At 60.4% G+C, this 21,807-nt stretch carries 16 protein-coding genes; 9 read left to right on the top strand and 7 right to left on the bottom strand.

Annotated elements, in window-relative coordinates; all coding sequences use genetic code 11:
• Window positions 1-71: 71 nt before the first annotated feature.
• Window positions 72-1,595 carry a sensor histidine kinase gene (locus IB249_RS07785; protein WP_192303269.1) on the bottom strand — a complete coding sequence of 508 codons (1,524 nt, stop codon included), beginning with the start codon at window positions 1,593-1,595 and terminating at the stop codon, window positions 72-74.
• Between the two features lie 159 nt (window positions 1,596-1,754).
• Window positions 1,755-2,744, bottom strand: a complete 990-nt coding sequence (locus tag IB249_RS30085) for a hypothetical protein (protein WP_412547990.1) — start codon at window positions 2,742-2,744, stop codon at window positions 1,755-1,757.
• 370 nt (window positions 2,745-3,114) lie between these two features.
• On the opposite strand from IB249_RS30085, the gene IB249_RS07770 reads away from it, so the two are divergent.
• Window positions 3,115-3,495 carry a response regulator transcription factor gene (locus IB249_RS07770; protein ID WP_192303267.1) on the top strand — a complete coding sequence of 127 codons (381 nt, stop codon included), beginning with the start codon at window positions 3,115-3,117 and terminating at the stop codon, window positions 3,493-3,495.
• A gap of 207 nt (window positions 3,496-3,702) precedes the next feature.
• Entirely contained in the window at window positions 3,703-4,044 is a 342-nt protein-coding gene (locus IB249_RS07765) for a hypothetical protein (protein WP_192303265.1), read from the top strand.
• A gap of 356 nt (window positions 4,045-4,400) precedes the next feature.
• Here the strand turns inward: IB249_RS07765 and IB249_RS07760 are convergent, their stop codons facing one another.
• On the bottom strand, window positions 4,401-5,348 hold the full coding sequence (locus IB249_RS07760; protein WP_192303263.1) for an MBL fold metallo-hydrolase: 948 nt from the start codon (window positions 5,346-5,348) through the stop codon (window positions 4,401-4,403).
• A gap of 272 nt (window positions 5,349-5,620) precedes the next feature.
• The gene (locus tag IB249_RS07755) at window positions 5,621-6,013 is read right to left on the bottom strand and encodes a response regulator transcription factor (RefSeq protein ID WP_192303261.1); all 393 of its coding nucleotides are present in this window, start codon (window positions 6,011-6,013) and stop codon (window positions 5,621-5,623) included.
• Between the two features lie 295 nt (window positions 6,014-6,308).
• Between IB249_RS07755 and IB249_RS07750 the strand changes: the two genes are divergently transcribed.
• The 3 genes from IB249_RS07750 (at window position 6,309) to IB249_RS07740 (ending at window position 13,231) form a co-directional block, all read left to right on the top strand.
• Window positions 6,309-11,786, top strand: a complete 5,478-nt coding sequence (locus tag IB249_RS07750; RefSeq protein WP_192303259.1) for a trifunctional serine/threonine-protein kinase/ATP-binding protein/sensor histidine kinase — start codon at window positions 6,309-6,311, stop codon at window positions 11,784-11,786.
• Between the two features lie 112 nt (window positions 11,787-11,898).
• A complete protein-coding gene (locus tag IB249_RS07745) occupies window positions 11,899-12,495 on the top strand; it encodes a lecithin retinol acyltransferase family protein (RefSeq protein WP_318653492.1) in 597 nt (198 codons plus the stop codon).
• Between the two features lie 85 nt (window positions 12,496-12,580).
• On the top strand, window positions 12,581-13,231 hold the full coding sequence (locus IB249_RS07740) for a response regulator transcription factor (protein WP_192303257.1): 651 nt from the start codon (window positions 12,581-12,583) through the stop codon (window positions 13,229-13,231).
• Window positions 13,232-13,246: 15 nt separating this feature from the next.
• Here IB249_RS07740 and IB249_RS07735 read toward each other — a convergent pair whose 3' ends face one another.
• Window positions 13,247-13,672 (bottom strand): hypothetical protein, encoded by a 426-nt coding sequence (locus tag IB249_RS07735; RefSeq protein WP_192303255.1) that lies wholly within the window; start codon window positions 13,670-13,672, stop codon window positions 13,247-13,249.
• 193 nt (window positions 13,673-13,865) lie between these two features.
• Between IB249_RS07735 and IB249_RS07730 the strand changes: the two genes are divergently transcribed.
• The gene (locus IB249_RS07730; RefSeq protein WP_192303253.1) at window positions 13,866-14,879 is read left to right on the top strand and encodes a GlxA family transcriptional regulator; all 1,014 of its coding nucleotides are present in this window, start codon (window positions 13,866-13,868) and stop codon (window positions 14,877-14,879) included.
• A 495-nt stretch (window positions 14,880-15,374) separates the two neighbouring features.
• Complete coding sequence (locus tag IB249_RS07720) at window positions 15,375-16,772, top strand: MFS transporter (protein WP_192303249.1); 1,398 nt, start codon at window positions 15,375-15,377, stop codon at window positions 16,770-16,772.
• Between the two features lie 45 nt (window positions 16,773-16,817).
• Here IB249_RS07720 and IB249_RS07715 read toward each other — a convergent pair whose 3' ends face one another.
• Both IB249_RS07715 and IB249_RS07710 read right to left on the bottom strand, forming a co-directional pair.
• Window positions 16,818-17,312 (bottom strand): PaaI family thioesterase, encoded by a 495-nt coding sequence (locus IB249_RS07715; protein WP_192303247.1) that lies wholly within the window; start codon window positions 17,310-17,312, stop codon window positions 16,818-16,820.
• Window positions 17,313-17,402: 90 nt separating this feature from the next.
• A complete protein-coding gene (locus IB249_RS07710; protein WP_192303245.1) occupies window positions 17,403-17,807 on the bottom strand; it encodes a RidA family protein in 405 nt (134 codons plus the stop codon).
• A 143-nt stretch (window positions 17,808-17,950) separates the two neighbouring features.
• Between IB249_RS07710 and IB249_RS07705 the strand changes: the two genes are divergently transcribed.
• A complete protein-coding gene (locus IB249_RS07705; protein ID WP_192303243.1) occupies window positions 17,951-18,883 on the top strand; it encodes a LysR family transcriptional regulator in 933 nt (310 codons plus the stop codon).
• 116 nt (window positions 18,884-18,999) lie between these two features.
• Entirely contained in the window at window positions 19,000-21,786 is a 2,787-nt protein-coding gene (locus IB249_RS07700) for an amino acid adenylation domain-containing protein (protein WP_192303241.1), read from the top strand.
• Window positions 21,787-21,807 lie beyond the last annotated feature (21 nt).

The raw sequence follows: 21,807 nt of genomic DNA, 5'->3' as shown, positions 1-21,807 counted from the left end.
GGCATGCTCGGTTATCGCCAGGCATGGGCGACATTAAGGGTTAAATTGCGGTCGAGCGTCGTGTCGTATTCTCAACCGAAGCTGAGGTTGGGTAAAGGTTGCACCGGGTTGAGCCGGTCGCTACGGGTTTTCACCTCGGCCTGGTGTTTGAGCAATGGCAAGGCGAACATGAACGCAGCGCCCTGTCCCTTGATGCTGGTCGCCCAGATTCGTCCTTCGTGAAACTCGATGATCGAGCGGCAAATGGACAGTCCCATGCCCAGACCCTCGGCCTTGGTGGTGTAGAACGGGTTGAACAGCGACGGCAGTTGGCCTTCTTCGATGCCCTTGCCACTGTCTTCGACCTTGATCAGCACTTCGTTGCGCTCCACCCAGGTGCTGATGTCCAGCGAGCGTTTGCCTTCGCACAGCGTGCCCATCGCCTGGCAGGCATTCATCACCAGGTTGATGATCACTTGCTGCAATTGCACACGGTCGCCGTTGATGCGGGCGTTGCCAGTCCCCAGCGACAGGTGCTGCTTGATGTGTTTATGGCTCATCTCCTGCTGAATCAGGACCAGGGCGTCGGTCACAATGCTGTCGAACACGTGCTCCTGGCGCTGCGGCACGCACTTTTTCGACAGCGCGCGGATGCAGGTGATGACTTCATTGGCTCGCTGTGAACTCTGAATGATCCGCTGTACCGACAGCTTCGCCTCCAGCAGGTCGGGTTTTTCCCGGTCCATCCAGCGCAGGCAGGACTCCCCGCTGGACACGATGGCTGCCAGCGGCTGGTTGACCTCATGGGCGATGGACGCGGCCAGTTCACCCAGCGAGGTCATGCGGGTGACGTGGGCCAGTTGCGCCTGGGAATCGAACAGCGCCTGTTCGGCTTTGCGTTCCGATGTGATGTCCATCAGCGCCGCCACGTATTCGCGACTGTGGGCGTTGCTGTCGGGATCAATGGCATTGATCACCATGTGCACGTAGCGCAGGCTTGCGTCCGGCATGATGAGGCGCTGCTCCATGTCGATGTCCAGCTCTCCGGCGGCCAGCCGGACAAACAGGTCGTCGGCCATCGAGCGGTCATCGGGGTGCAAACGGGCGGTCATCAGTGCCCAGGAGGGCTCGATATCCTGTGGGTAGCCATAGATGCGAAAAGCTTCATCCGACCAGCGAATTTCCTTGCACTGGCCATTGTCGAAGCGCCAGCCGATGCTCCCCGTGCGGCTCAAGCGCTGGGCGCTGGTGAGGAAGGCCTGGTTGCGGCGCAGCTCGTCGGTTGACCATTTGCTGCGCAGGGTCAGCAAGGTGATGGTAATCAGCGAAACGACGCACCTGACATAGCCGGCAATGGAGCCTGTCGCCTCATAGAAGTACTCGACGATAAAGCCGCCGGTAATCAGGACGTAGCAGAACAGGGCAACCACAAGGACGATCCGGATTGAAAAGATATGCGCCGACATGAACAACAATGTGATGTAGAGCACGGCATGCGCCAGGTCGGAATCCAGCATGAGGTTGATGGAGGAAATAGTGATCGCCGCGGAAAATGAGGCAATAAACGCCAGCCGGTCTGACGCCAGAAAACGTTTGCACAGTCGGGTGAGCATCATGTTTTCGCCTTCTATAAACAAATGGGTAATGACGATAGGAGTTCGAGTAGCCGGGATGCAGATAAAAAAAGCGCTCTTTGAAAAAGAGCGCTAAAAACCCGTTTGGTAAGGAGTAGCCAAGCCGGGTGTTGGTTTTGCTCGCGACGAAGCCCGCCTCGGTCAGTCCATGGAAAAGTGTGCGTTGACGTACATGGCCGAGTCGTATCCCGATCCAATGTCGGCGACACGCCGCTCGATCAGGCGATCCGACCCGCCCTCGGCGACACGGCGTTCGATCAGGCGATCCGACCCGCCCTCGGCGACACGCCGCTCGATCAGGCGATCCGATCCGCCCTCGGCGACACGCCGCTCGATCAGGCGATCCGATCCGCCCTCGGCGACTCGGCGTTCGATCAGGCGATCCGACCCGCCCTCGGCGACACGCCGCTCGATCAGGCGATCCGATCCGCCTTCGGCTACACGCCGCTCGATCAGGCGATCCGACCCGCCCTCGGCGACACGGCGTTCGATCAGGCGATCAGACCCGCCTTCGGCGACACGCCGCTCGATCAGGCGATCCGATCCGCCCTCGGCGACACGGCGTTCGATCAGGCGATCCGACCCGCCCTCGGCGACACGCCGCTCGATCAGGCGATCCGATCCGCCTTCGGCGACACGCCGCTCGATCAGGCGATCCGACCCGCCCTCGGCGACACGGCGTTCGATCAGGCGATCCGATCCGCCTTCGGCGACACGCCGCTCGATCAGGCGATCCGACCCGCCCTCGGCGACACGGCGTTCGATCAGGCGATCCGACCCGCCTTCGGCGACACGCCGTTCGATCAGGCGATCCGATCCGCCTTCGGCGACACGCCGCTCGATCAGGCGATCCGACCCGCCCTCGGCGACACGGCGTTCGATCAGGCGATCCGATCCGCCCTCGGCCACACGGCGTTCGTTCAGCCTATCGGCACCGCCTTCGGCAATGCGGGTGGGAGCCGATCGTGGTCGATACTGTTGTTCCGGCGGCGCAGTGTCATCGTGTGCGTTGTTCTCTCGTCCGGCGACCACATTCGGTTCGATGCAGGTGTCGCTGGCAACGGAGTGCCCGGCGATCAAACCCGTCGCAGCAAGAAAAGCGATGGCCAGGCCAAGGTCGGAAGTCTTCATTATATTCACCCTAAGTGGTCGGTTAGCTCTTCCATGAATATCCCGGAGGTCGATGCACTATTCATGTTATCGAGCGGATAAAACTGCAGGAAATCGGGTTTTGCCGGAACTGACTTAATAGTAATGGACTGAGCGCGCACGTCACTTATGCGTAGGGTTTGAGTGCAGGTATCTTCGTATGAGTGACTCACACCTAAGTATTAATGGCGGTCGGCAGGGTGCTCTAAGTCTATTTAGTGAAGGTTTTAAGTCTGGTTATTATTATGCTTGGATCTATACATATGTATGTTGTAACGAGTGGGGGCGAATGACAGTCTTCAAATAGGCGGGGCTTTATCAGATGGCTCCCACGCATTGAAGGTTGAGCTAATTGTTAAATACACCAATCATTTCGATCGTTGATGACGACGATACTGTACGTATTTCGCTGGATAGTCTTGTCCGGTCAATGGGTTACAGCGCTCGGACATATGCTTGTGCCGAAGATTATCTGGCGTGCAGCGCGCTTGACTCGACCGCGTGTCTTATTTCCGACGTGCGCATGCCCGGCATGACCGGTTTTCAGTTGTTCGAAGCGTTGCAGGCCGGGGGCAAGTGTTTTCCGGTGATCTTCATCACCGCCTGCCAGCGTGAAACCACCGAGCACAAGGCGCGCGACCTCGGCGCTGCCGGGTACTTCAGAAAACCCTTCAATGGACAGCAGCTGATGACCCGCGTGCAGTGCGTTCTGAGCGCCAGAACGGCCGGCTAGAGCACCACCCACGCCCCCGTTCCAGGGCAACTATCGTTAGAGGTAATAGTGACCATCACCAAACGCAAGTTCTACTTTGTTGGCAATAGCCGGACAATGGCCCCCATCGAATACAGGCCAGGAAGTTGCAGAATCCCATTCGGCTAACCCCGCCGATGGCGCAGTTTCCCTGCTGATCAACCGGAACTTTTTTTCAGGATTGGACCAATGCGTCGTTTATTTTTGTCGGCCATGGCGTTTGCCCCTTTGTTACTCGCCGGTTGTGCCTCGGCACCCAATGATCCGACCTTGACCTTGCAGACCAGCAAGACCCCGGCGCAATACGCGGACTGCGTCGTACCGAAATTGCAGGGCGATGCGATGCACCCGACGGTTTCGCAGACCCAGCGCAGCTACCGGATTGTAGTGCCGAGCAAAATCTCGGCGGACAACGTGGTGGAAGCCTACAAGGCCGGAAATGGCGGCAAGGTGTTCATCTACGAACGGCATCTGCTGGCCTCGAACCTGTTGCCTTCAAGTTTTGGACGCGCCGCACAGGATTGCATCTGACTCGATCTGTAAACGTTTTTCCCTGAGCTCCTTTGGTTGGCCGCAACCAACCAATTCCTTGGCCCCACACCTGATCGGATGTGGGGCCTTTTTTTTGCCCCGGTTCCAGTGAATGCCAGAGCTTGGGTTCACGTCGTTCCCACGGGGGAATTTCCGGTGGACGCAATGCCAGGGTTCACCTCGATCAACTGTGGGAGCGAGCCTGCTCGCGAAAGCGGACTTCCAGCCACCCAGGCGGTCGCCTGACCCGCGGCCATCGCGAGCAGGCTCGCTCCCACGGGGATGGGTCGCCGAACGAAAACGCCCCCGACCTGCTGGCCGGGGGCGTTGTTGTTTTCGCAACGGATCAGAACGGATCAGTAATCCCAGATCGCCGCAATCCAGCGGAAGGCGTCACCGTCCACGGCCACTCGCCCGACAGAAGGAAATGGCAGGTGGGTGGCCACGAACAGCTCGCCGCTCGCCGCCGCTTCCTGCATCAGGCGGACGCGGACACGGACCGATTCCTCGGGGTCATGTTCGAAGCCGTTGTGCCAGTCCGGGTGTTCAAAGGCGACGGGGAACAGGGCATCACCGGCAAAAGTCAGTTTTTCGCCCGCGGAATTCACATACACCACGCAGTGCCCAGGGGTATGGCCGCCGGTGAGTTTGGCGACCACACCCGGCGCCACTTCACATTCATCGTCGAACGTGCGCACGTTGTCGCGGTAATCGTTGATGAACTGATTGGCGGTCGCGCGCAAGACGTCCGGAACCGGCGACGGCATGTCGGTGTGTTCGAAGTCGGGTGATTCCCAGAACGCCACTTCGGTGGCGGTCACGTGGATGCGCACGTCCGGACGCAGGCTTTTCTTCACATCGTCGACCAGCAGGCCGCCGACATGGTCCATGTGCATGTGAGTGATGATGATGTCAGTCACCGACGACAGTTCGATACCCGCCGCCTCGAGACGCTTGGGGAACTGACCGGCCCGTGGAAAACCGGGGAATTGGCCGCCCAGCCCGGCGTCGACCAGGATGGTCTGATCACCGCTGCGCACGACCAGCACGTTGAGTGCCCAGTCGAATGCATCGGGGCCCAGGTACATGCTCTTGAACCATGCAGCGCGCTCTTGCGGGGTGACATTGGTCGACATGGTCGAGGTCGGCAGAGGCAGCACGCCATCGCTGACCACCAGTACGTCAATCTCGCCGACACGCAGCGCATAGCGAGACGGAACCAGTTCTTCGAACCCGGCTTTGCCCGGGTTGAAAGCGCTGGTGGGTTCACTGACGTGGGGGTGGGTATCCAGGTGCAAGGTCATGGTCGGTCTCCGAATGTATGGGGCAAAACTTCCGCTGAAATTTTTTCGCTACCCGACGGCTGTGCTGTTAGTTGCTCGCTTGATCAACGGCGCGATTAACACAGTCCGCAAGTTCAGGCTTTTTATGAAAGCAGCAGATTGTCTGCTGTGAATTCATGTTATTGGCGGATGACCCCGAGCACAGTTCTACCTCGGTTCAGAAAAACCATACGTCAGTGGCATGGGGGTATACGAAAGTTTAATCAGGCACGCAGGGCCGAGTAAAAACACGCTTAGTGCGGCGTGTGCAGAGCCGTTTCTATATAGCTCAGAAGTTTATTGGTTTCACAGGGTTTGGGCAGATAGGCAATCAGCGTCGGTGAGTCGGAGATCGCCGGGGGAAGGGCTTCAGGGTAAGCGGTGATGAAAATAGTGGGAATGCGATAGCCCATGGCAATAAGTTGCTGGTGCAGCTCCAGGCCGCTCATTCCGGGCATCTGGATATCGGAAATAAGGCAGTGGGTATGGGCGGGGTCATTGGTCTCGAGAAAGGCCAATGCGCTGCAATAAGTCTTGATCTTGTAGCCGCTGGAACGTAGCAAGTTTTCTAGTGCACCCCGAACCGAATCGTCATCATCGACGATTGCAACAATCATAAAATTGCCTGTTTGCGCATCTTGGTTCATCAGGGGTGCTCATGAAGTTTTCTATCGTTAGTACAACATACGCGAAGTGAGTGGGGGTAGAAGTATACCTACGTATGAGTGGCTAAGACCAAAGCGTCGTTGTTGTTCCGGGAACCGCTGTGGAATGATTATTTTTTGTATCGCATGCGGGGTTGATGCGTACTGTTTTCACTTCACAGCTACTCTGGAGATGGGCGTCACGTCCGGCCACGATTCTGCCGACATCGTCAAGGCATGACGGCACTGTGCGGCACTCAACAACCTGTCTATTGTTCCCGCTCCGATGGATGACCACATGCAGATACTCTGGAACGATGGCGAACGCACTTTCTGTCGGGAATCTGTCTCGGGTGCGCAAGGCGACCGTCCTGTGCTCGTTGCGCGACCGACTGCCGAACAACCGCTTCCGGCCTGCCTTGGCCGCTTCGCCCACGAGTTTGCCCTCAAGGATGAACTCGATGGCGCCTGGGCTGTACGTCCTCTGGAGCTGGTGCGAGAAAACGGGCAAATGTACCTGCTGCTGGAGGATACGGGTGGCACACCACTGCTCCAGTTGTTGAATGCTCCGATGGCCACCGCGACATTTCTGCACCTGGCCATCAGCATCGCCCAGGCACTGGGCAAGCTGCACCAGCGCGGGCTGGTGCACAAGGACATCAAGCCCTCGCATATCCTGGTCAATTGCGCCGATGGCCAGGCCCGGCTGACCGGGTTCGGACTGTCCTCGTGGCTGCCCCGTGAGCGCCAGGCGCCGGAGACCATTGCCGGCACACTGGCCTATATGGCGCCGGAGCAGACCGGGCGGATGAATCGTTCGATCGACCTGCGCAGCGACCTCTATTCCTTCGGCGTCACGCTCTATGAGATGCTCACCGGATCGCTGCCCTTCATGGCGTCCGACCCGATCGAGTGGGTGCACTGCCATATCGCGAAGAAGCCGCAGTCACCGAGCGAGCGGGTCAATACCGTTCCCGAGGCGCTGTCCCGGATCGTCATGAAGCTGCTGGCCAAGACCGCCGAAGAACGCTACCAGACTGCCGCCAGTGTCGAACTGGATCTGCGGCAATGCCTGGCGGATTGGGAGTCCCATGGGCGCATCGATGCCTTCGCACTGGGCGAGCAGGGAATATCTGACCGGCTGATGATCCCCGAAAAGCTTTACGGGCGCGAGAGGGAGGTGATCGCGCTGATAGCCGCGTTCGACCGAAGCATCGCCAGTGGTACGCCGGAGCTCATGCTGGTCACCGGCTATTCCGGCATTGGCAAATCCTCGGTGGTCAATGAGCTGCACAAGGCGCTGGTGCCACCGCGAGGATTGTTCGCCGCCGGCAAGTTCGACCAGTACCGCCGCGATATTCCCTACGCGACCCTGGTCCAGGCGTTTCAAAGCCTGGTTCGCACGCTGCTGGGCAAGAACGACACCGAGCTGGCGCAATGGCGTGATGCATTGAAAAACGCCCTGGATGCCGAAGCAGGGCTGATGGTGGATCTTATTCCCGAGCTGAAGCTGATCATTGGCGAGCCGCCACCGGTGCAAGCCTTGGAGCCGCAGCAGGCGCAACGGCGTTTCCTTCTGGTGTTCCGGCGTTTTATCGGGGTATTTGCGAAGGCGGAGCATCCCCTTGCGCTGTTTCTGGATGACCTGCAATGGATCGATGCGGCAACGCTCGACCTGCTGGAAGACCTGTTGACCAGTTCCGATGTGCAGCACTTGTTACTGGTGGGGGCCTACCGCAGCAACGAGGTGAATGACGCGCATCCCCTCACAGGCAAACTCCAGGCCATCCGCAGTGCGGGCGGGCGCATCGATGAAATCACCCTGGCGCCGCTGGCAAAGGTACACATCGAGCGATTGATTGCCGATGCACTGCATGACGAGCCGGCGCACATCGAGCCTCTGGCACAACTGGTGCTGGAAAAAACCGCCGGCAATCCGTTTTTCGTGATCCAGTTTCTGCACACCCTCGCCGACGAAAAACTGCTGACCTTCGATCATCAGGCCAGGCAGTGGCGCTGGAGCCCGGACCGTATCCACGCCAAGGGCTACACCGACAATATCGTCGACCTGATGGTCGGCAAGCTGAGTCGCCTGCCGGCGCCAACCCAGCAGGCGCTGCAACAACTGGCCTGTCTGGGGAACGTGGCCGGGACGGCGGCGCTTTCGACCGTGCTGGGCATTACCAGGGCGCAGGTCCGTGCGGTGTTCTGGGACGCCATCCGCCAGGAACTGGTGCAGCGGCTCGAAGGGGCCTACGGGTTTGTGCATGACCGCATTCATGAGGCCGCCTACTCGTTGATACCCAAGGCCGAGCGCGCCGAAGCGCATCTGCGCATCGGCCGACTGCTGGCGGCGCACACCCCCGAACAGGAGCGCGAAGAGGCGATCTTCGAGATTGTCGGTCAACTCAATCGAGGGGCAGCGCTGCTGACCGACCCGGCGGAGCGCGAGCAGCTGGCCGCGTTCAACCTGATGGCCGGTCAGCGCGCCAAGGCCTCGACGGCCTATGCATCGGCCCACAATTACCTGACCACGGGCGCGCAGTTGCTGGACGACGATTGCTGGGACCGTCTGCATGACCTGAGCTTCGCGCTGGAGTTGAACCGGGCCGAATGCGAACTGCTGACCGGACAGTTATCGGTGGCGGACAAGCGCCTGGCGGCACTGTCGAACCGTGCCACCACGACGGTTGAACGGGGCAATGTCGTGTGCCTGCAAATGGATGACTACCTGCTCATGGATCGCAGCGATGACGCGGTCACGGTCTGCCTGGAATATCTGCGGCATGTCGGCATCGAGTGGTCGGCCCGTCCGAGCGACGATGAAGTACGCCGCGAATATGACCATGTCTGGTCGTTGCTCGGCGAACGGGAAATCGAATCCCTGATCGATTTGCCCTTGATGGACGACGCCGCGTCGCTGATGACCGCCAGCGCCTTGGGCAAGCTGTTCCCGCCGGCGTTGCAGACGGATGCAAACCTGGCGTGCCTGTCGATCTGCAAGGCCATCATCCTGTGCCTGGAAAAGGGTAATTGCGATGCATCGAGCTCGCACTATGCCAACGCATTCAGGGTTTTCGGGCGGCGCTTTGGCGATTACCAGGCCGGGTTCCGCTTTGGTCAGCTCGGCTGCATGCTCGTCGAGCAACGGGGCCTGAAACGCTTCGAAGCCAGAACCTATCTGTGCTTCGCCATCTTTTCCATGCGCTGGATGAGACCCGTAAGCGAATGCCGTCCGCTGATACGTCGTTCATTCGTGGCGGCGAACCGGATCGGCGACCTGGCGTATGGCGCCTTCGCCGGCAACAGCCTGGTGTCCGACTTTTTCTTTGCCGGCGAACCCTTGCCCGAGGTACAGATTGAAGCCGAGCGAGGCCTGGCCTACGCACGCAAGGTCCGCTTCGGCCTGGGCACCTGTTTCATGCGCACGCAGTTGGCATTGATCAGGATGCTGCGAGGGGCTGCGCCTGTCTTCGGCTGCCTGGATGGGGGCAAGTTCGACGAGGCCAGCATGGAAGCTCACCTCGCCAGCAATCCCGACCTGGCGCTGGCGGAAGGCAAATATTGGGTGCGCAAGCTCCAGGCGCGTTACCTGGCCGACGATCTGGCGGCCGCGATGCAGGCCGCCGACAAGGTCAAGCGTTTCCTGAGCACGCTGTCGCTTTTTTTCGAGGAAGCCGAATATTACTTCTACGATGCGCTGACTCGCGCCCGCTGGTGTGATTTGCTGCAGATAGGCGAGCGGACGCAGCACCTGGCCTTCATGGCAACGGCTTTGAATCAGTTGCAGGCCTGGGCCGTGCAGTGCCCGGAAAACTTCGCCAGCCGCGCCGCACTGGTGGAAGCCGAAATTGCCCGGGTCGAAGGCCGGATGATCGAGGCCGAACTGCTGTTCGAGCAGGCCATCCACTCGGCGCAAAAAAGTGGTTTCGTGCACCTCGAGGCGCTGGCCAACGAGCTGGCGTCGCGCTTCTACGCGGCCCGTGGTCTTGGCAAGGTCGCCAGCGTCTACATGCAGGACGCCCGGTATGGTTACCTGCGTTGGGGCGCCGACGGCAAGGTGCGCCAGCTCGAGGCACGCTATCCGTCGCTGCGCACTGAGACGCAGGCGCTCGCGCCGACCACGACCATGGACACACCCGTCGAACACCTCGACCTGGCCACCGTGATCAAGGTATCCCAGGCGGTGTCGAGTGAGATCGTCCTGGACAAGCTCATCGACGTCATCATGCGCACCGCCATCGAGCAGGCCGGCGCCGAGCGGGGCGTGCTGATTCTCTCGGACACGGGCGAACATCGCATCGCCGCGCAAGTGACCACGGGCAGCGACTCGATGCAATTGCGCGACCAGCCCATGACATCGGCCATGCTGCCGGAGTCGTTGCTTTACCATGTCTTGCGTACCGGGGAGAGCGTTTCGCTCGACGACGCAATGACCGAGCCGTCGTTCGCCGACGATCCCTACATTCGTCAGCACCACGCTCGCTCCATCCTGTGCCTGCCCTTGATGAACCAGGCCAAGCTGACCGGCGCGCTCTACCTCGAAAACAACCTGGCCGCGCGCGTGTTCAGCCCCGCGCGGATTGCCGTGTTGAAACTGGTGGCCTCCCAGGCGGCCATTTCCCTGGAGAATGCGCGGTTGTACCGCGAAGTCGCGGAACGCGAAGGCAAGATCCGTCGCCTGGTGGACGCCAACATCATTGGCATTCTGGTATGGAACGCCAACGGCGATATCATCGAGGCCAACGATGCCTTCCTGCGCATGGTGCGCTACGAACGTGACGACCTGGCCTCGGGCCAGCTGCGCTGGCGAGACCTGACCACGCCGCCGTTTCGCGAGATCAGCGAGCATCATCTGGCCCAGGCGATGCGCACCGGCTATGCGCAACCTTACGAAAAGGAATATTTCACCAAGGACGGCGGGCGCGTGCCGGTGATCGTCGGCCTCGCCATGTTCGAAGCCGACAGCAAGGAAGGGGTGGCGTTCGTCCTGGACCTGACCGAGCGCAAGCAGGCGGAAGAAAAAATCCGCGAGAGCGAGCGGCGCTATCGCGAGGTGCAAACCGAGCTGGCCCACGCCAACCGTGTCGCGACCATGGGGCAACTGGTGGCGTCGATTGCCCACGAGGTCAATCAGCCGATCGCCGCGGCCATTCTCAATGCCGACGCCGCATTGCGCTGGATGAGCCAGCAACCGCCGCAAATCGATGAAGTTCGTAGCGTGTTGGGCAGCCTGATCCTGGACGCCAAGCGTGCCGCCGATGTGCTGGGTCGAATTCGCCAGCATATCCGCAAAGCCCCACCGCAAAAGGGCCCGGTCGACATCAACGGGGCGATTGGCGAAATGATCGAACTCACCCGTGGCCAGGTCACCAAGAATGGCGCGTCGATCCAGACCGAGATCGAAGATGGCCTGCCCGCGATCGAAGGCGACCGTGTCGAACTGCAACAGGTGCTGCTGAACCTGATCATGAATGCGCTCGAAGCCATGAATGGCGTGGGCGAAGGCGAGCGCCAGTTGCACATCAGCGCGCGTCGGGATGACACCGGTGGTGTGCTGGTCAGTGTCCGCGATTCGGGGCCAGGGTTCTCCTCGGAAAACACCGAGCAGATCTTCGCGTCGTTCTACAGCACCAAGCCCACGGGAATGGGCATGGGGTTATCCATCTGCCGCTCGATCATCGAGGCCCATGGCGGCCGCTTGTGGGCCAGCGTCAATCGTCCACGCGGCGCGATTGTCCAGTTCACCCTGCCTGTGGAGCAGGCCGAGGCCTAATACTTAGGTTTTAGCAGAGGCATATCAATGGTCGTTTGAAGTAGTCACAGGTACAAATGAAGCTTCGCAAGCCGGGCGATATAGTCGTTTCAAGGCTTGCGGAGAACGTATCGTGAAGACTCTGGCTATGACTTTGACACATGGGTGTGCAGCGTTTCGGTCGACCGTCGCGGTTGGCATGACGCTGGCAGCCAACGAAGTTTGCAATCGCTTGAACCTTGTGGGGCTTGCACGTCATGCGTTTGGCAAGCCATCCGATGAAGCGGCGTTCCTGAACATACCCCTGAACCTGGCAGGTATCGCAGGGCAGGCAGACCTTCTGCCCACAGGTGCGCACCTGGTGAGCCCACGGGGGTTCTATCTGCACCATGGCATTCATCTGGGCAGGGGCGAGGTCATTCATTATTCCGGGTTCAGCGGCTCGTTCATGGCGGGCCCGGTCGAGGTGATCGATCTCGAGCATTTCGCCAGTGGCCGGCCGGTCTGGATCGTGCAGGAGCCCGGCGAGTATCCCGCCGACGAAGTGGTCAGTCGTGCGCGGTCAAGGCTTGGTGAGCGCCGATACAGTGTGCTGTCCAACAACTGTGAACACTTCTGCAGTTGGTGCATCCACGGCAAAAGTTGCAGTGCTCAGGTCAGGGCGCTGCTGAGTGGCCCACGTTATCTGCTCTCACTTGTTGCAGCCCTGCAACTGTATTTCATTGCCTGAATGTCAGTGGGTTCATCCAGGCTTGTGTGCTTGCCAATGTGAGATAAAGTGGTGGGATACACTTTTTCTTACTCGGGGGCTGTGCATGAGCGGGAATCCACCATCCAACAAGCAGGGCAGCAATAGCCCTACGGTATTTGTAGTGGATGACGATGCGTCCATGCGCAACGCATTGAGCAACCTTTTGCGCTCAGCCGGCATTCATGTTGAAACCTTCGCATCGACTGCAGAGTTCCTTCAGCAACCCCAGGGCGACAGTGCCAGTTGCCTGGTCCTCGATGTCCGGCTGCAAGGTGCCAGTGGCCTTGAGTTCCAACGCCAGTTGACGACCAGCAGTTCCAACATTCCGATTGTCTTCATCACCGGCCACGGCGATATCGAAATGTCCGTCAAGGCGATGAAAGCCGGGGCGGTGGATTTCCTGGCAAAACCGTTTCGGGAACAGGATCTTCTGGACGCCGTATCGACGGCCTTGCAAAAGGACGTCAAGCGCCGGGAAGTCGAACAGCAGTTCTCTGATCTGCACAGCCGTTATCAAACGTTGACCGCACGTGAGAAAGAAGTCATGGCCCTTGCCGTCAAAGGCCTGATGAACAAGCAGATCGCCGGCCAGATGAACCTGAGCGAGATCACCGTGAAGATTCACCGCGGGCATGCCATGAAAAAAATGAATGCCAAGTCGTTTGCCGACCTGGTTCGCATGTCGGAGGCCCTGGTAGAGCGGTTCGAACATTGACGCGGACCTGAAACCTCATCGGGTTTTCCAATGCCCGCCGCCCGACTCGCAATCCGCCTTCACCTGGCTCAAGTGCTCGGCGTCGTAGTAGTACGTGGTGACCTGGGCATTGTCGGGAATGTTCGGTGACTTGGCGTTCTTGTCCTTGCTCGTTGAATGCGGGTTGGCCAACGACTCCTGGGTCAGGGTGGCAACGCAACTGGCCTGGTAGTGATCGTCGCACTGTGCAACCTTTTTCTTGGTGCTGGTCAGCATCTCCTTGCTTTCATTGCTGCACGACCAGTCTATGGCGTTGACCGGCATGCCTTCGTACTCATAGCAGCTGTGGGACTCGACCACCGGCACCGAAGGGCTTTGGGAGCGGGTCAACACGTCACAGCCTTCGGCGAACGCCAGGGTCGGGCTGAAACTGGCGATCAGAAGCAGAACTCGAGTGTTCATCGGATCTTCCTCTTCAATGGCGCCTCGCCCAGGAAAGGATCAGCGCTCATAACCCTTCGAAAACAGCGCAAGACGCGAGGTTCCATTCGATTTGCCAGTAGGGCGGTCTCGCGCCTGCAGGAGATCGGTGAACACCTGAGGATTTGCGATATCCTGATTGCCTGTTCGTTAACGTAACCGAGTGCCCTGAACCTTGATCGAACGTCGCCAATTCAGCGGAGGCATGAAGGGGAAAAACCTTCGCTACCTGAACGAAAACCCCAACCAGCCTGTTCAATTGACACGCACAGGCTTTTTGCTGCTCGAGCATTTTTCCCTGCCGGCCTTTACTCAGGCGCTGGATACCATCGTCACCGCGAACCTGCTGCGACCCAAACTGTTCTCATCCCGTACGTTCGGCTTGAACGACAGCGAGGTGGTCAGTGACCTGGGGCTGGTCATTCGTCCGGATGCGCGGATCGATGCGGCGGCGATCCACGACCTCGACCTGCTGGTCATCTGCGGCGGCTACCGCACCGAACTGAAGGCCAGCGATGAGCTGGTCAACCTGTTGCGAACGGCGGCCGATCAAGACGTCAGCCTGGCCGGCCTGTGGAATGGCGGGTGGTTCCTGGGGATCGCCGGCTTGCTCGACGGTTATCGGTGCGCCATCCACCCGGAACATCGGCCCGCCCTGGCGGAAATCGCCAAGGGCACGCACGTCACCAGCGAACCCTATGTCATCGATCGCGACCGGCTCACGGCGTCGAGTCCGTCGGGGGCTTTCCACATGGCGCTGGACTGGATCAAGGGCCTGCACGACAAGGCGCTGGTCGAGGGCATCGAAGACATCCTGGCGTTCGAGGAATCACGCTACCGGCGGATCAAGCCGTCGGAAAACATCTGCGTCAGCGCGCCCCTGCGCGAGGTGGTGAAGCTTATGGACGCCAACCTCGAGGAACCGCTGGAGCTGGAACAGCTGGCCGTCTACGCCGGGCGTTCCCGTCGCCAGCTGGAGCGCCTTTTCAAGGAACAACTGGGCACCACACCGCAGCGCTATTACATGGAATTGCGGATCACCGAAGCGCGGCGCCTGTTGCAGCACACGGAGCTGTCCCAGGTCGATGTGCTGGTGGCGTGCGGCTTTGTTTCGCCGAGCCATTTCAGCAAGTGCTACAGCTCGTATTTCGGCTATCGCCCGTCCAAGGAAAAGCGCCTGGTCAAATGATGGTTTCCTGAGTCGGTAACGCTTGACCGACTCTGCTATCGGGCGACATGCGTTGTCGTACGACTTTTCTGGCCTCGATCTCCCACACGTCAATTGCCCGGGCGCAACGCGCCATGGCCTGCGGTGTCGCGCTCAGGCAAAGGTGAATGCGGAGACGAACGGTAATTTTGCTGATTGACGGCGGGTAGGGGAATCGCTATAAAAGGCACAGTTGTACGACGACATATGATGTTACAAACCCCCCATAACAAAAAACCGGGCCTCATCATGAACACACTCCGCCTTTGCATCTCCCTCGACCTCGTTCCCCGTGGTCCGGTATCGACCGCTCGATCTTTCCCCGTTTCATTCCCGTTATCCCTGGCTGCTGCGCCCATCGCCTGATGCACCTGTTGTTCGCCTGACGCGACGCGCCCATCGGCGTGCTGCGCGTGTGCACCGATCTCGCTTGACCCCGAGCGATCATCACCCAACTCCAACAATAAAAGTGATGCCATGAATCTGAACGAGCCCATTAATGCGCAACGTGTTGGCCAGGCCGTCGGTAAATACCGCTGGACCATCTGTGCGCTGCTTTTTTTTGCCACCACCGTCAATTACCTGGACCGCCAGGTGCTCAGCCTGCTGGCGCCGGATCTGTCGTCGCAGTTCGGCTGGAGCAACAGCGACTACGCGAACATCGCCTCGGTGTTCCAGTTCGTGTACGCGATTTCCATGCTGTTCGCCGGGCGTTTCGTCGACAGGATCGGCACCAAGAAGGCCTACATCCTGGCGATCAGCATCTGGTCGACCGGCGCGATGATGCACGCGTTTTCCGTGCCGATGGGCGAGGGGATCGCCGCGATGTGCAGCGCATTCGGCCTGGCGGTCATCCCGGTTTCCATTGCCGGCTTCATGTTGTCCCGCGCCGTGCTGGCGATCGGCGAAGCGGGTAACTTCCCGATCGCGATCAAGGCCACGGCCGAATACTTCCCGAAAAAGGAACGTTCGTTCGCCACGGGTATTTTCAACTCGGGCGCCAACGTCGGCGCTATTCTGGCGCCGATCTGCGTACCGCTGATTGCCGGTCTCTGGGGATGGGAAGCCGCGTTCATCGTGATCGGCATGTTGGGCTTCGTCTGGGTGACCCTGTGGATCGCACTGTACGAAAAACCGGACCAGCAGAAACGCCTCTCGGCCGAGGAGCTGGCCTACATTCGCAGCGACGCACAGACCATTGCCGCCCCGGAGCCGGGGGCCGTGGAGAAAAAGGTCTCCTGGTTCAAACTGCTGACCTACCGCCAGACCTGGGCCTTTGCCTTCGGCAAGTTCATGACCGACGGTGTCTGGTGGTTCTTCCTGTTCTGGCTGCCCACCTACCTGTCGGCCCAATACGGCATGAAAGGGCAGGCGATTGTCTGGCCGCTGGCGGTGCTGTACAGCATGACCATGGTCGGCAGCATCGGCGGTGGCTGGTTCCCCAGCTACTTCATGGCACGTGGCGATGCGCCGTACGACGGTCGCATGAAGGCCATGCTGGTGATTGCGTTCTTCCCGCTGCTGGTCCTGCTCGCACAGCCATTGGGTTACATCAGCTTCTGGGTGCCGGTGCTGTTGATCGGCGTGGGCGCCTCGGCACACCAGGCCTGGTCGTGCAACATCTTTACCACCGTGTCCGACATGTTCCCGCAGAAAACCGTGGCTTCGGTGGTCGGTATCGGCGGTCTGGCCGGTGGCCTGGGTGGCGTGGTAATGACCAAGATCGGTGGCTGGGTGTTCGACTACTACAAATCGATCAACGACATTCACACCGGCTACATGATCATGTTTGCCATCTGCGCGCTGGCCTACCTGGTGGCGTGGAGCGTGATGAAAGTGCTGGTGCCGCGCCACAAGGAAATCACTGACCTTTAAGCCGGTCGCCATCGAGTCGAAGGCGCCGCGGGCGCCTTCTTCCGTTTACCGGGCATGCGCCTGGGCCGCCAACTGCCCGGCGTCCACACGCACGAAAACCGAATCCCCGACTGCCGTCAGCACATCTCCCGCGTACACCTCGCAGATGACCCGGGTCTTGCGTCCCACTTCACCTTCCACTTTCGCGCTGAGGATCAGCGGCACGCCCATGGGCGTCGGCTTGATGAACTTGATGCCCAGGTGGCCGGTGACGCAGTTGATGCGCGGCAAGCTGTCGGCCTCGCGGTTTTCCTGGCGGTAGTGATAGGCCATCGCCGTCCAGTTGGAATGGCAATCCACCAGCATTGCGATCAGCCCGCCGTAGACCAGGTCCGGCCAGCCGCAATACTTCGCCTCGGGCAGGTGCTCGGCGATGACATGCACCCCGTCCTCATGCCAATGGCTCTTGATCTGCAGTCCGTGGGGGTTGCTGCCGCCGCAGCCGTAGCACACACCCTCCGGCGCGGCGCTGTCTTGCAGGGAAGTCTCGTGGCTGGACATACCGGGCATCCTTGAAGTGAACCGAACCCCATGGATTCTAACGCTGAACAGCCCGGGGTGAGCAGCGTAAAAACCGTCGTCGGCGACAGATCACTCGTCGATGGCTTGTGGCAGCCTGGCAATCACCTTGATCTCGAACTGGAAACCGTACAGCCAGGTGACACCGATTCCGGTCAGTGTCGGGTGCGGCGCGTGCCCCCAGAATTCCGGCACGATCTTCCAGATGCGCTCGAACGTCGATTGCGGGTCGACCATGAAGACGGTGACATCGACCACATCGTCGAAGGAGCAACCGGCCGCGCCCAGGATCGCGTTCAGGTTAGTAAACGCGAGCCTGACCTGGGCTTCCAGATCGGGTTCGGGTGAACCGTCCTCAAGGCTGCCCACTTGCCCCGATACGAACAGAAAACCGTTGGACCTGACGGCCGGCGAATAACGGTTGCGCTCATAAAGTGCCTGGCGTCCAGGCGGGAAAACAACATCACGCTGTGTCATACAGTGCCTCCAGAAAAGGGTCTGATGCGACCCGAAACCTGCGATAGATGCACTCTAGGGGCTTGCACCGGAGCGATAAACGAGCAACCTTGGCGATCACTGTTTGGGAAAACCAAACAATCCGATTGCCACGAGGGGCTGTGATGGACCGTTTCGATGCGATGCAAGCCTTTGTGCGGGTGGTGGAGGCGGGCAGCTTCACCAAGGCGGCCGACACCCTGCACATGAGCAAAACCACGGTGACCCAGCTGGTGCAGCAACTGGAGGCGCGGCTGCGGGTCAAACTGCTCAACCGCACGACGCGCAAAGTCAACGTCACCGCCGATGGCGCGGTGTTTTATGAGCGGGCGATCAAGCTGCTGGCCGACATGGACGATGCCGAGACCAGCCTGTCCGCCGCTTCGTCGCTGCCGCGCGGGCGGTTGCGGGTGGATGTGCCGAGCCCGCTGGCGAGCCTGATCCTGGTGCCGGCATTGCCCGAATTCTATGCGCGTTATCCGGATATCCAGATCGATCTGGGGGTCAGCGACCGCATCGTCGACATGATCGATGAAAACGTCGATTGCGTGGTGCGCGGCGGTGAACTGGTGGATCAGTCACTGATGGCCCGTCGGATCGCCGACTTGCCGCTGGGGATTTTTGCCGCGCCGGGTTACCTGGACCGGGTGGGCAGGCCGGCGCATCCGCGCGACCTGGAGGCGTCCGGGCATCGGATTGTCGGCTTCCTGTGGGCACGCACCGGCAAACCGGTGCCCTACGGCTTGGAAAAACAGGGCGAAAGGGTGCAGGTCAAAGGCCGCTACGCGCTGGCGGTCGACGATGGCAACGCCTACCTGGCCGCCGGTCTGGCCGGGCTCGGCGTCCTCTGGTTGCCTCGGTACATGTCCAGGGCGTTCGAGGCCAGCGGCGAGCTGGTGCCGCTGTTCGAAGACTGGCGCCTGGAGACGATGCCGCTGTACATCGCGTTCCCGCCGAACCGGCACATCAGCCTCAAGCTGAGGGTGTTCATCGATTGGGTGGCCGAGTTGCTGGCCCGGCACGCGCCGCTCGCCGGGCGGCCGGGAGCCGCCGATTGAGCGGGCACTGAGCTGTTTGTCCCGGCTCGGCTTGGGCTACACTCCGCGTCAGTTCACCCAGGCTTATCGGGGCGCGATGTTGACCTCGTATGGATCACGCGGAGCAAAAAAACCAAATGCATGACCTTCGCCCCAACCCTGAACTCAGCCTGGATTACTGTGCTGAACGTCCGATATTCGCCGACTTCCTCGAGCAAGCGAGCCGTGCGCCCGGGGCCACGGCGGTCATTTCTGCCGGGGCGCAATGCAGTTATGCCCAGCTGGAGGCGATCAGCCGAGGCGTGGCGGGCCTGCTGATCGAAAGGGGCGCCACCGAAACCGACAGAGTGGTGATCGTTGCGAGTCGCTGTGCAGGGCTGGTCTACGCCATGCTGGGCGCCTTGCGTGGCGGGTTGGCCTTCACCGTGGCCGACGCCGCCTATCCGGCGGCGCGGGTGGATCAGATCATTCGCACGCTCGAACCTGCCTTCGTGCTGCTGTGCGGCGACGCCACCGTTGATCTCAAGCTCGAGACACCGGTCATCCGTATTCCCGAACTGCCTGCCGACGCCTTGCAGGCGTTCGCCGGCGATCAGACCCTGGCGGACGTCGATCCGGGCCGAGCGGCCTACATCACCTTCACGTCGGGCAGTACCGGCGAACCGAAAGGGGTCGTGACCCACCATGCGCCGTTGGTGCATTTCATCGAATGGCACACCCGGCAGCACGGGTTCTCCAGGGACGATCGTTTCTCCCTGTTGTCCGGCCTTGGTCATGATCCGGTCTACCGGGACGTGTTCACGCCGCTGTCGATCGGTGCAACGGTGGTTTGCCCGGCCCAGTCGACCCTCATCGATCCGCTGGCGCTGGCCACCTGGATAAGGGACCAGCGGATTTCCGTCATCCACCTTACGCCGCCGCTGGGCAAACTGATTGAAACCGGGGCCAAGCTCGGTGGACTGACGTTCGACGCCCTGCGCTGGTTTTTCTGGGGCGGGGACGCCCTGAGCAAAACGCTTTACCAGCAAATTCGCCTGATCGCTCCCCAAGCTGGCAACGTGAACTTCTACGGCACCACCGAAACGCCGCAGGCCATGGCTCACCATCGCATCGATGCGCAAGCAGGCAATGACAGGATCCCGCTCGGCCAAGGCATAGAGGGTGCACAACTGCTGGTGGTGAACGAATCCAGTCAACTGGCCGCCGAAGGCGAGGTCGGCGAGATCCTGATCCGCAGCCCTTATTTGTCCCTGGGCTACTGGAACGATACGGCGCTGACCCGCGACAAGTTCGTGGTCAACCCGTTTACCCGGATCGAGCAGGACATCTGCTACAAGACCGGCGACCTCGGCACTTATCAGGCTGATGGCAGTGTCATGTTCCTGGGCCGAGGGGACAGTCAGGTGAAGATTCGCGGGCACCGGATCGAACTGAGCGAAATCGAGGGCGTGCTTGCGCGGCATCCGCGAATCAAGCAGGCGGTGGTGCTGGCCCAGGCGGACTCGTCAAACCAGAGGCTGGTTGCCTATTGCGTGGCCACGGCGGACGTATCCCCGCTGCACTTGCGCGAGCACCTCGGCCAGGAATTGCCGGACTACATGGTGCCGGCCCAGTTCGTGTTCATCGACAGCGTTCCGCTGACCCCCAACGGCAAGATTGACAAGCGCGCGTTGCCCGCCATGGCCCAACACCAGGGCGCAGCGCCAGTGGCCAGCCAGGAACTGTCGCCACTGACCCTGAAACTGGCGGCGGCCTGGTCGGAAATACTCGAAGTGCCGCAGCTGGATGCCAACCTGTCGTTCGTCGAACTGGGCGGGGATTCGCTGTCGTTTGTGCAAGCCTCGATGGTGCTTGAAGAACTGATCGGCCATTTGCCGGATCGCTGGGAGCTGATGCCGGTGCGCGAATTGTGCGCACTGACACAGAAAACCCGGTCTTCGAGGTTTTCCATACGCGCCATGGAGTTGCCCATCCTGTTGCGGGTGATTTCCATCCTGTTCATTGTCATCGGTCATCTTCATGTCTTTGCCAGATGGCCGATCGTGGGCGAGACCAAGGTGCTGTTCATCGTCTCCGGGATCGCCCTGGCACGCTTTCAACTGCAAGCCATCAATGAACGCGGCAATGCACGTTCGCTGGGCAAGTCGATTGCCGCCATCGCTGCGCCGACGATCCTCTACGCCATGCTGGTGCAGGTGGTGTTCGACAAGTTCCACTGGCAAACCCTGTTGCTCATTTCCAACTGGTTTCCCGAAAGTGTCATCGGCGTGTTCACCTACTGGTACATCGAAGTGCTGGTGCAGATGATCGTGATCATCGGCTTCGCCCTGTCGTTCGAACGGGTCAGGCACGTGATCATGGCCAACCCGTTCCAGAACCTGGTGGTCGCTGCCGGCACACTGGCCGTGATGGACCTTGCGATCAGTGCCTGGCTGTTCGATGCGAGCGCCTTGTACAACCGGGTGCCGCAACACTACCTGGCAATCATGGTCCTCGGCATGGCCATCCACTACGCCCATTCCAGCGTGCAGAAGTGGGTGGTCAGTGCGCTGGCCGTCATTGTCATGGGCGGGGAGGATTTGCTGTACCTGTACCGGCACGCATCGGTCGCCAGGGAATACATCGACATCGCCGTCCCGGGCGTTCTCGCGCTGATCTGGATCAAGTCGATTCCCGTGCCGGGGCTCCTTTCACGAGGGCTGGCCCTGATCGCCTCGTCGACGCTGTTCATCTACCTGACCCATTTCCAGTTCTGGTCCGTGGCGCGTCGTATCGCCGAGCAGCCGGTGTTGGGCGTCGTGCTGGCCATCGTCGGCGGTGTCGCGGTGGCTTACGCGTGGAACAAGGGCGTGCGGATTCTGCTGATGTTGTGGAGCCGGGGGAAGAAGAAAACCGGGGTGGATACCCTGGAACGGGTGGTCTGACCCACCGCGGCCCCTGTGGGA

This window comes from Pseudomonas sp. PDM04 (assembly GCF_014851765.1).
Classification (GTDB): domain Bacteria; phylum Pseudomonadota; class Gammaproteobacteria; order Pseudomonadales; family Pseudomonadaceae; genus Aquipseudomonas.
Note: the sequence above shows the minus strand (reverse complement) of the source record. Positions and strands in the feature narration are given on the sequence as shown.

What these genes read in the sequence shown, in the direction of transcription:
- IB249_RS07750 (WP_192303259.1), top strand. Translation starts at nt 6,309, where the DNA reads ATGCAGATACTCTGGAACGATGGCGAACGCACTTTCTGTCGGGAATCT.
- IB249_RS07700 (WP_192303241.1), top strand. Translation starts at nt 19,000, where the DNA reads ATGCATGACCTTCGCCCCAACCCTGAACTCAGCCTGGATTACTGTGCT.
- IB249_RS07740 (WP_192303257.1), top strand. Translation starts at nt 12,581, where the DNA reads ATGAGCGGGAATCCACCATCCAACAAGCAGGGCAGCAATAGCCCTACG.
- IB249_RS07710 (WP_192303245.1), bottom strand. Translation starts at nt 17,807, where the DNA reads ATGACACAGCGTGATGTTGTTTTCCCGCCTGGACGCCAGGCACTTTAT.
- IB249_RS30085 (WP_412547990.1), bottom strand. Translation starts at nt 2,744, where the DNA reads ATGAAGACTTCCGACCTTGGCCTGGCCATCGCTTTTCTTGCTGCGACG.
- IB249_RS07755 (WP_192303261.1), bottom strand. Translation starts at nt 6,013, where the DNA reads ATGAACCAAGATGCGCAAACAGGCAATTTTATGATTGTTGCAATCGTC.
- IB249_RS07765 (WP_192303265.1), top strand. Translation starts at nt 3,703, where the DNA reads ATGCGTCGTTTATTTTTGTCGGCCATGGCGTTTGCCCCTTTGTTACTC.
- IB249_RS07705 (WP_192303243.1), top strand. Translation starts at nt 17,951, where the DNA reads ATGGACCGTTTCGATGCGATGCAAGCCTTTGTGCGGGTGGTGGAGGCG.
- IB249_RS07785 (WP_192303269.1), bottom strand. Translation starts at nt 1,595, where the DNA reads ATGATGCTCACCCGACTGTGCAAACGTTTTCTGGCGTCAGACCGGCTG.
- IB249_RS07720 (WP_192303249.1), top strand. Translation starts at nt 15,375, where the DNA reads ATGAATCTGAACGAGCCCATTAATGCGCAACGTGTTGGCCAGGCCGTC.
- IB249_RS07735 (WP_192303255.1), bottom strand. Translation starts at nt 13,672, where the DNA reads ATGAACACTCGAGTTCTGCTTCTGATCGCCAGTTTCAGCCCGACCCTG.
- IB249_RS07715 (WP_192303247.1), bottom strand. Translation starts at nt 17,312, where the DNA reads ATGTCCAGCCACGAGACTTCCCTGCAAGACAGCGCCGCGCCGGAGGGT.
- IB249_RS07760 (WP_192303263.1), bottom strand. Translation starts at nt 5,348, where the DNA reads ATGACCTTGCACCTGGATACCCACCCCCACGTCAGTGAACCCACCAGC.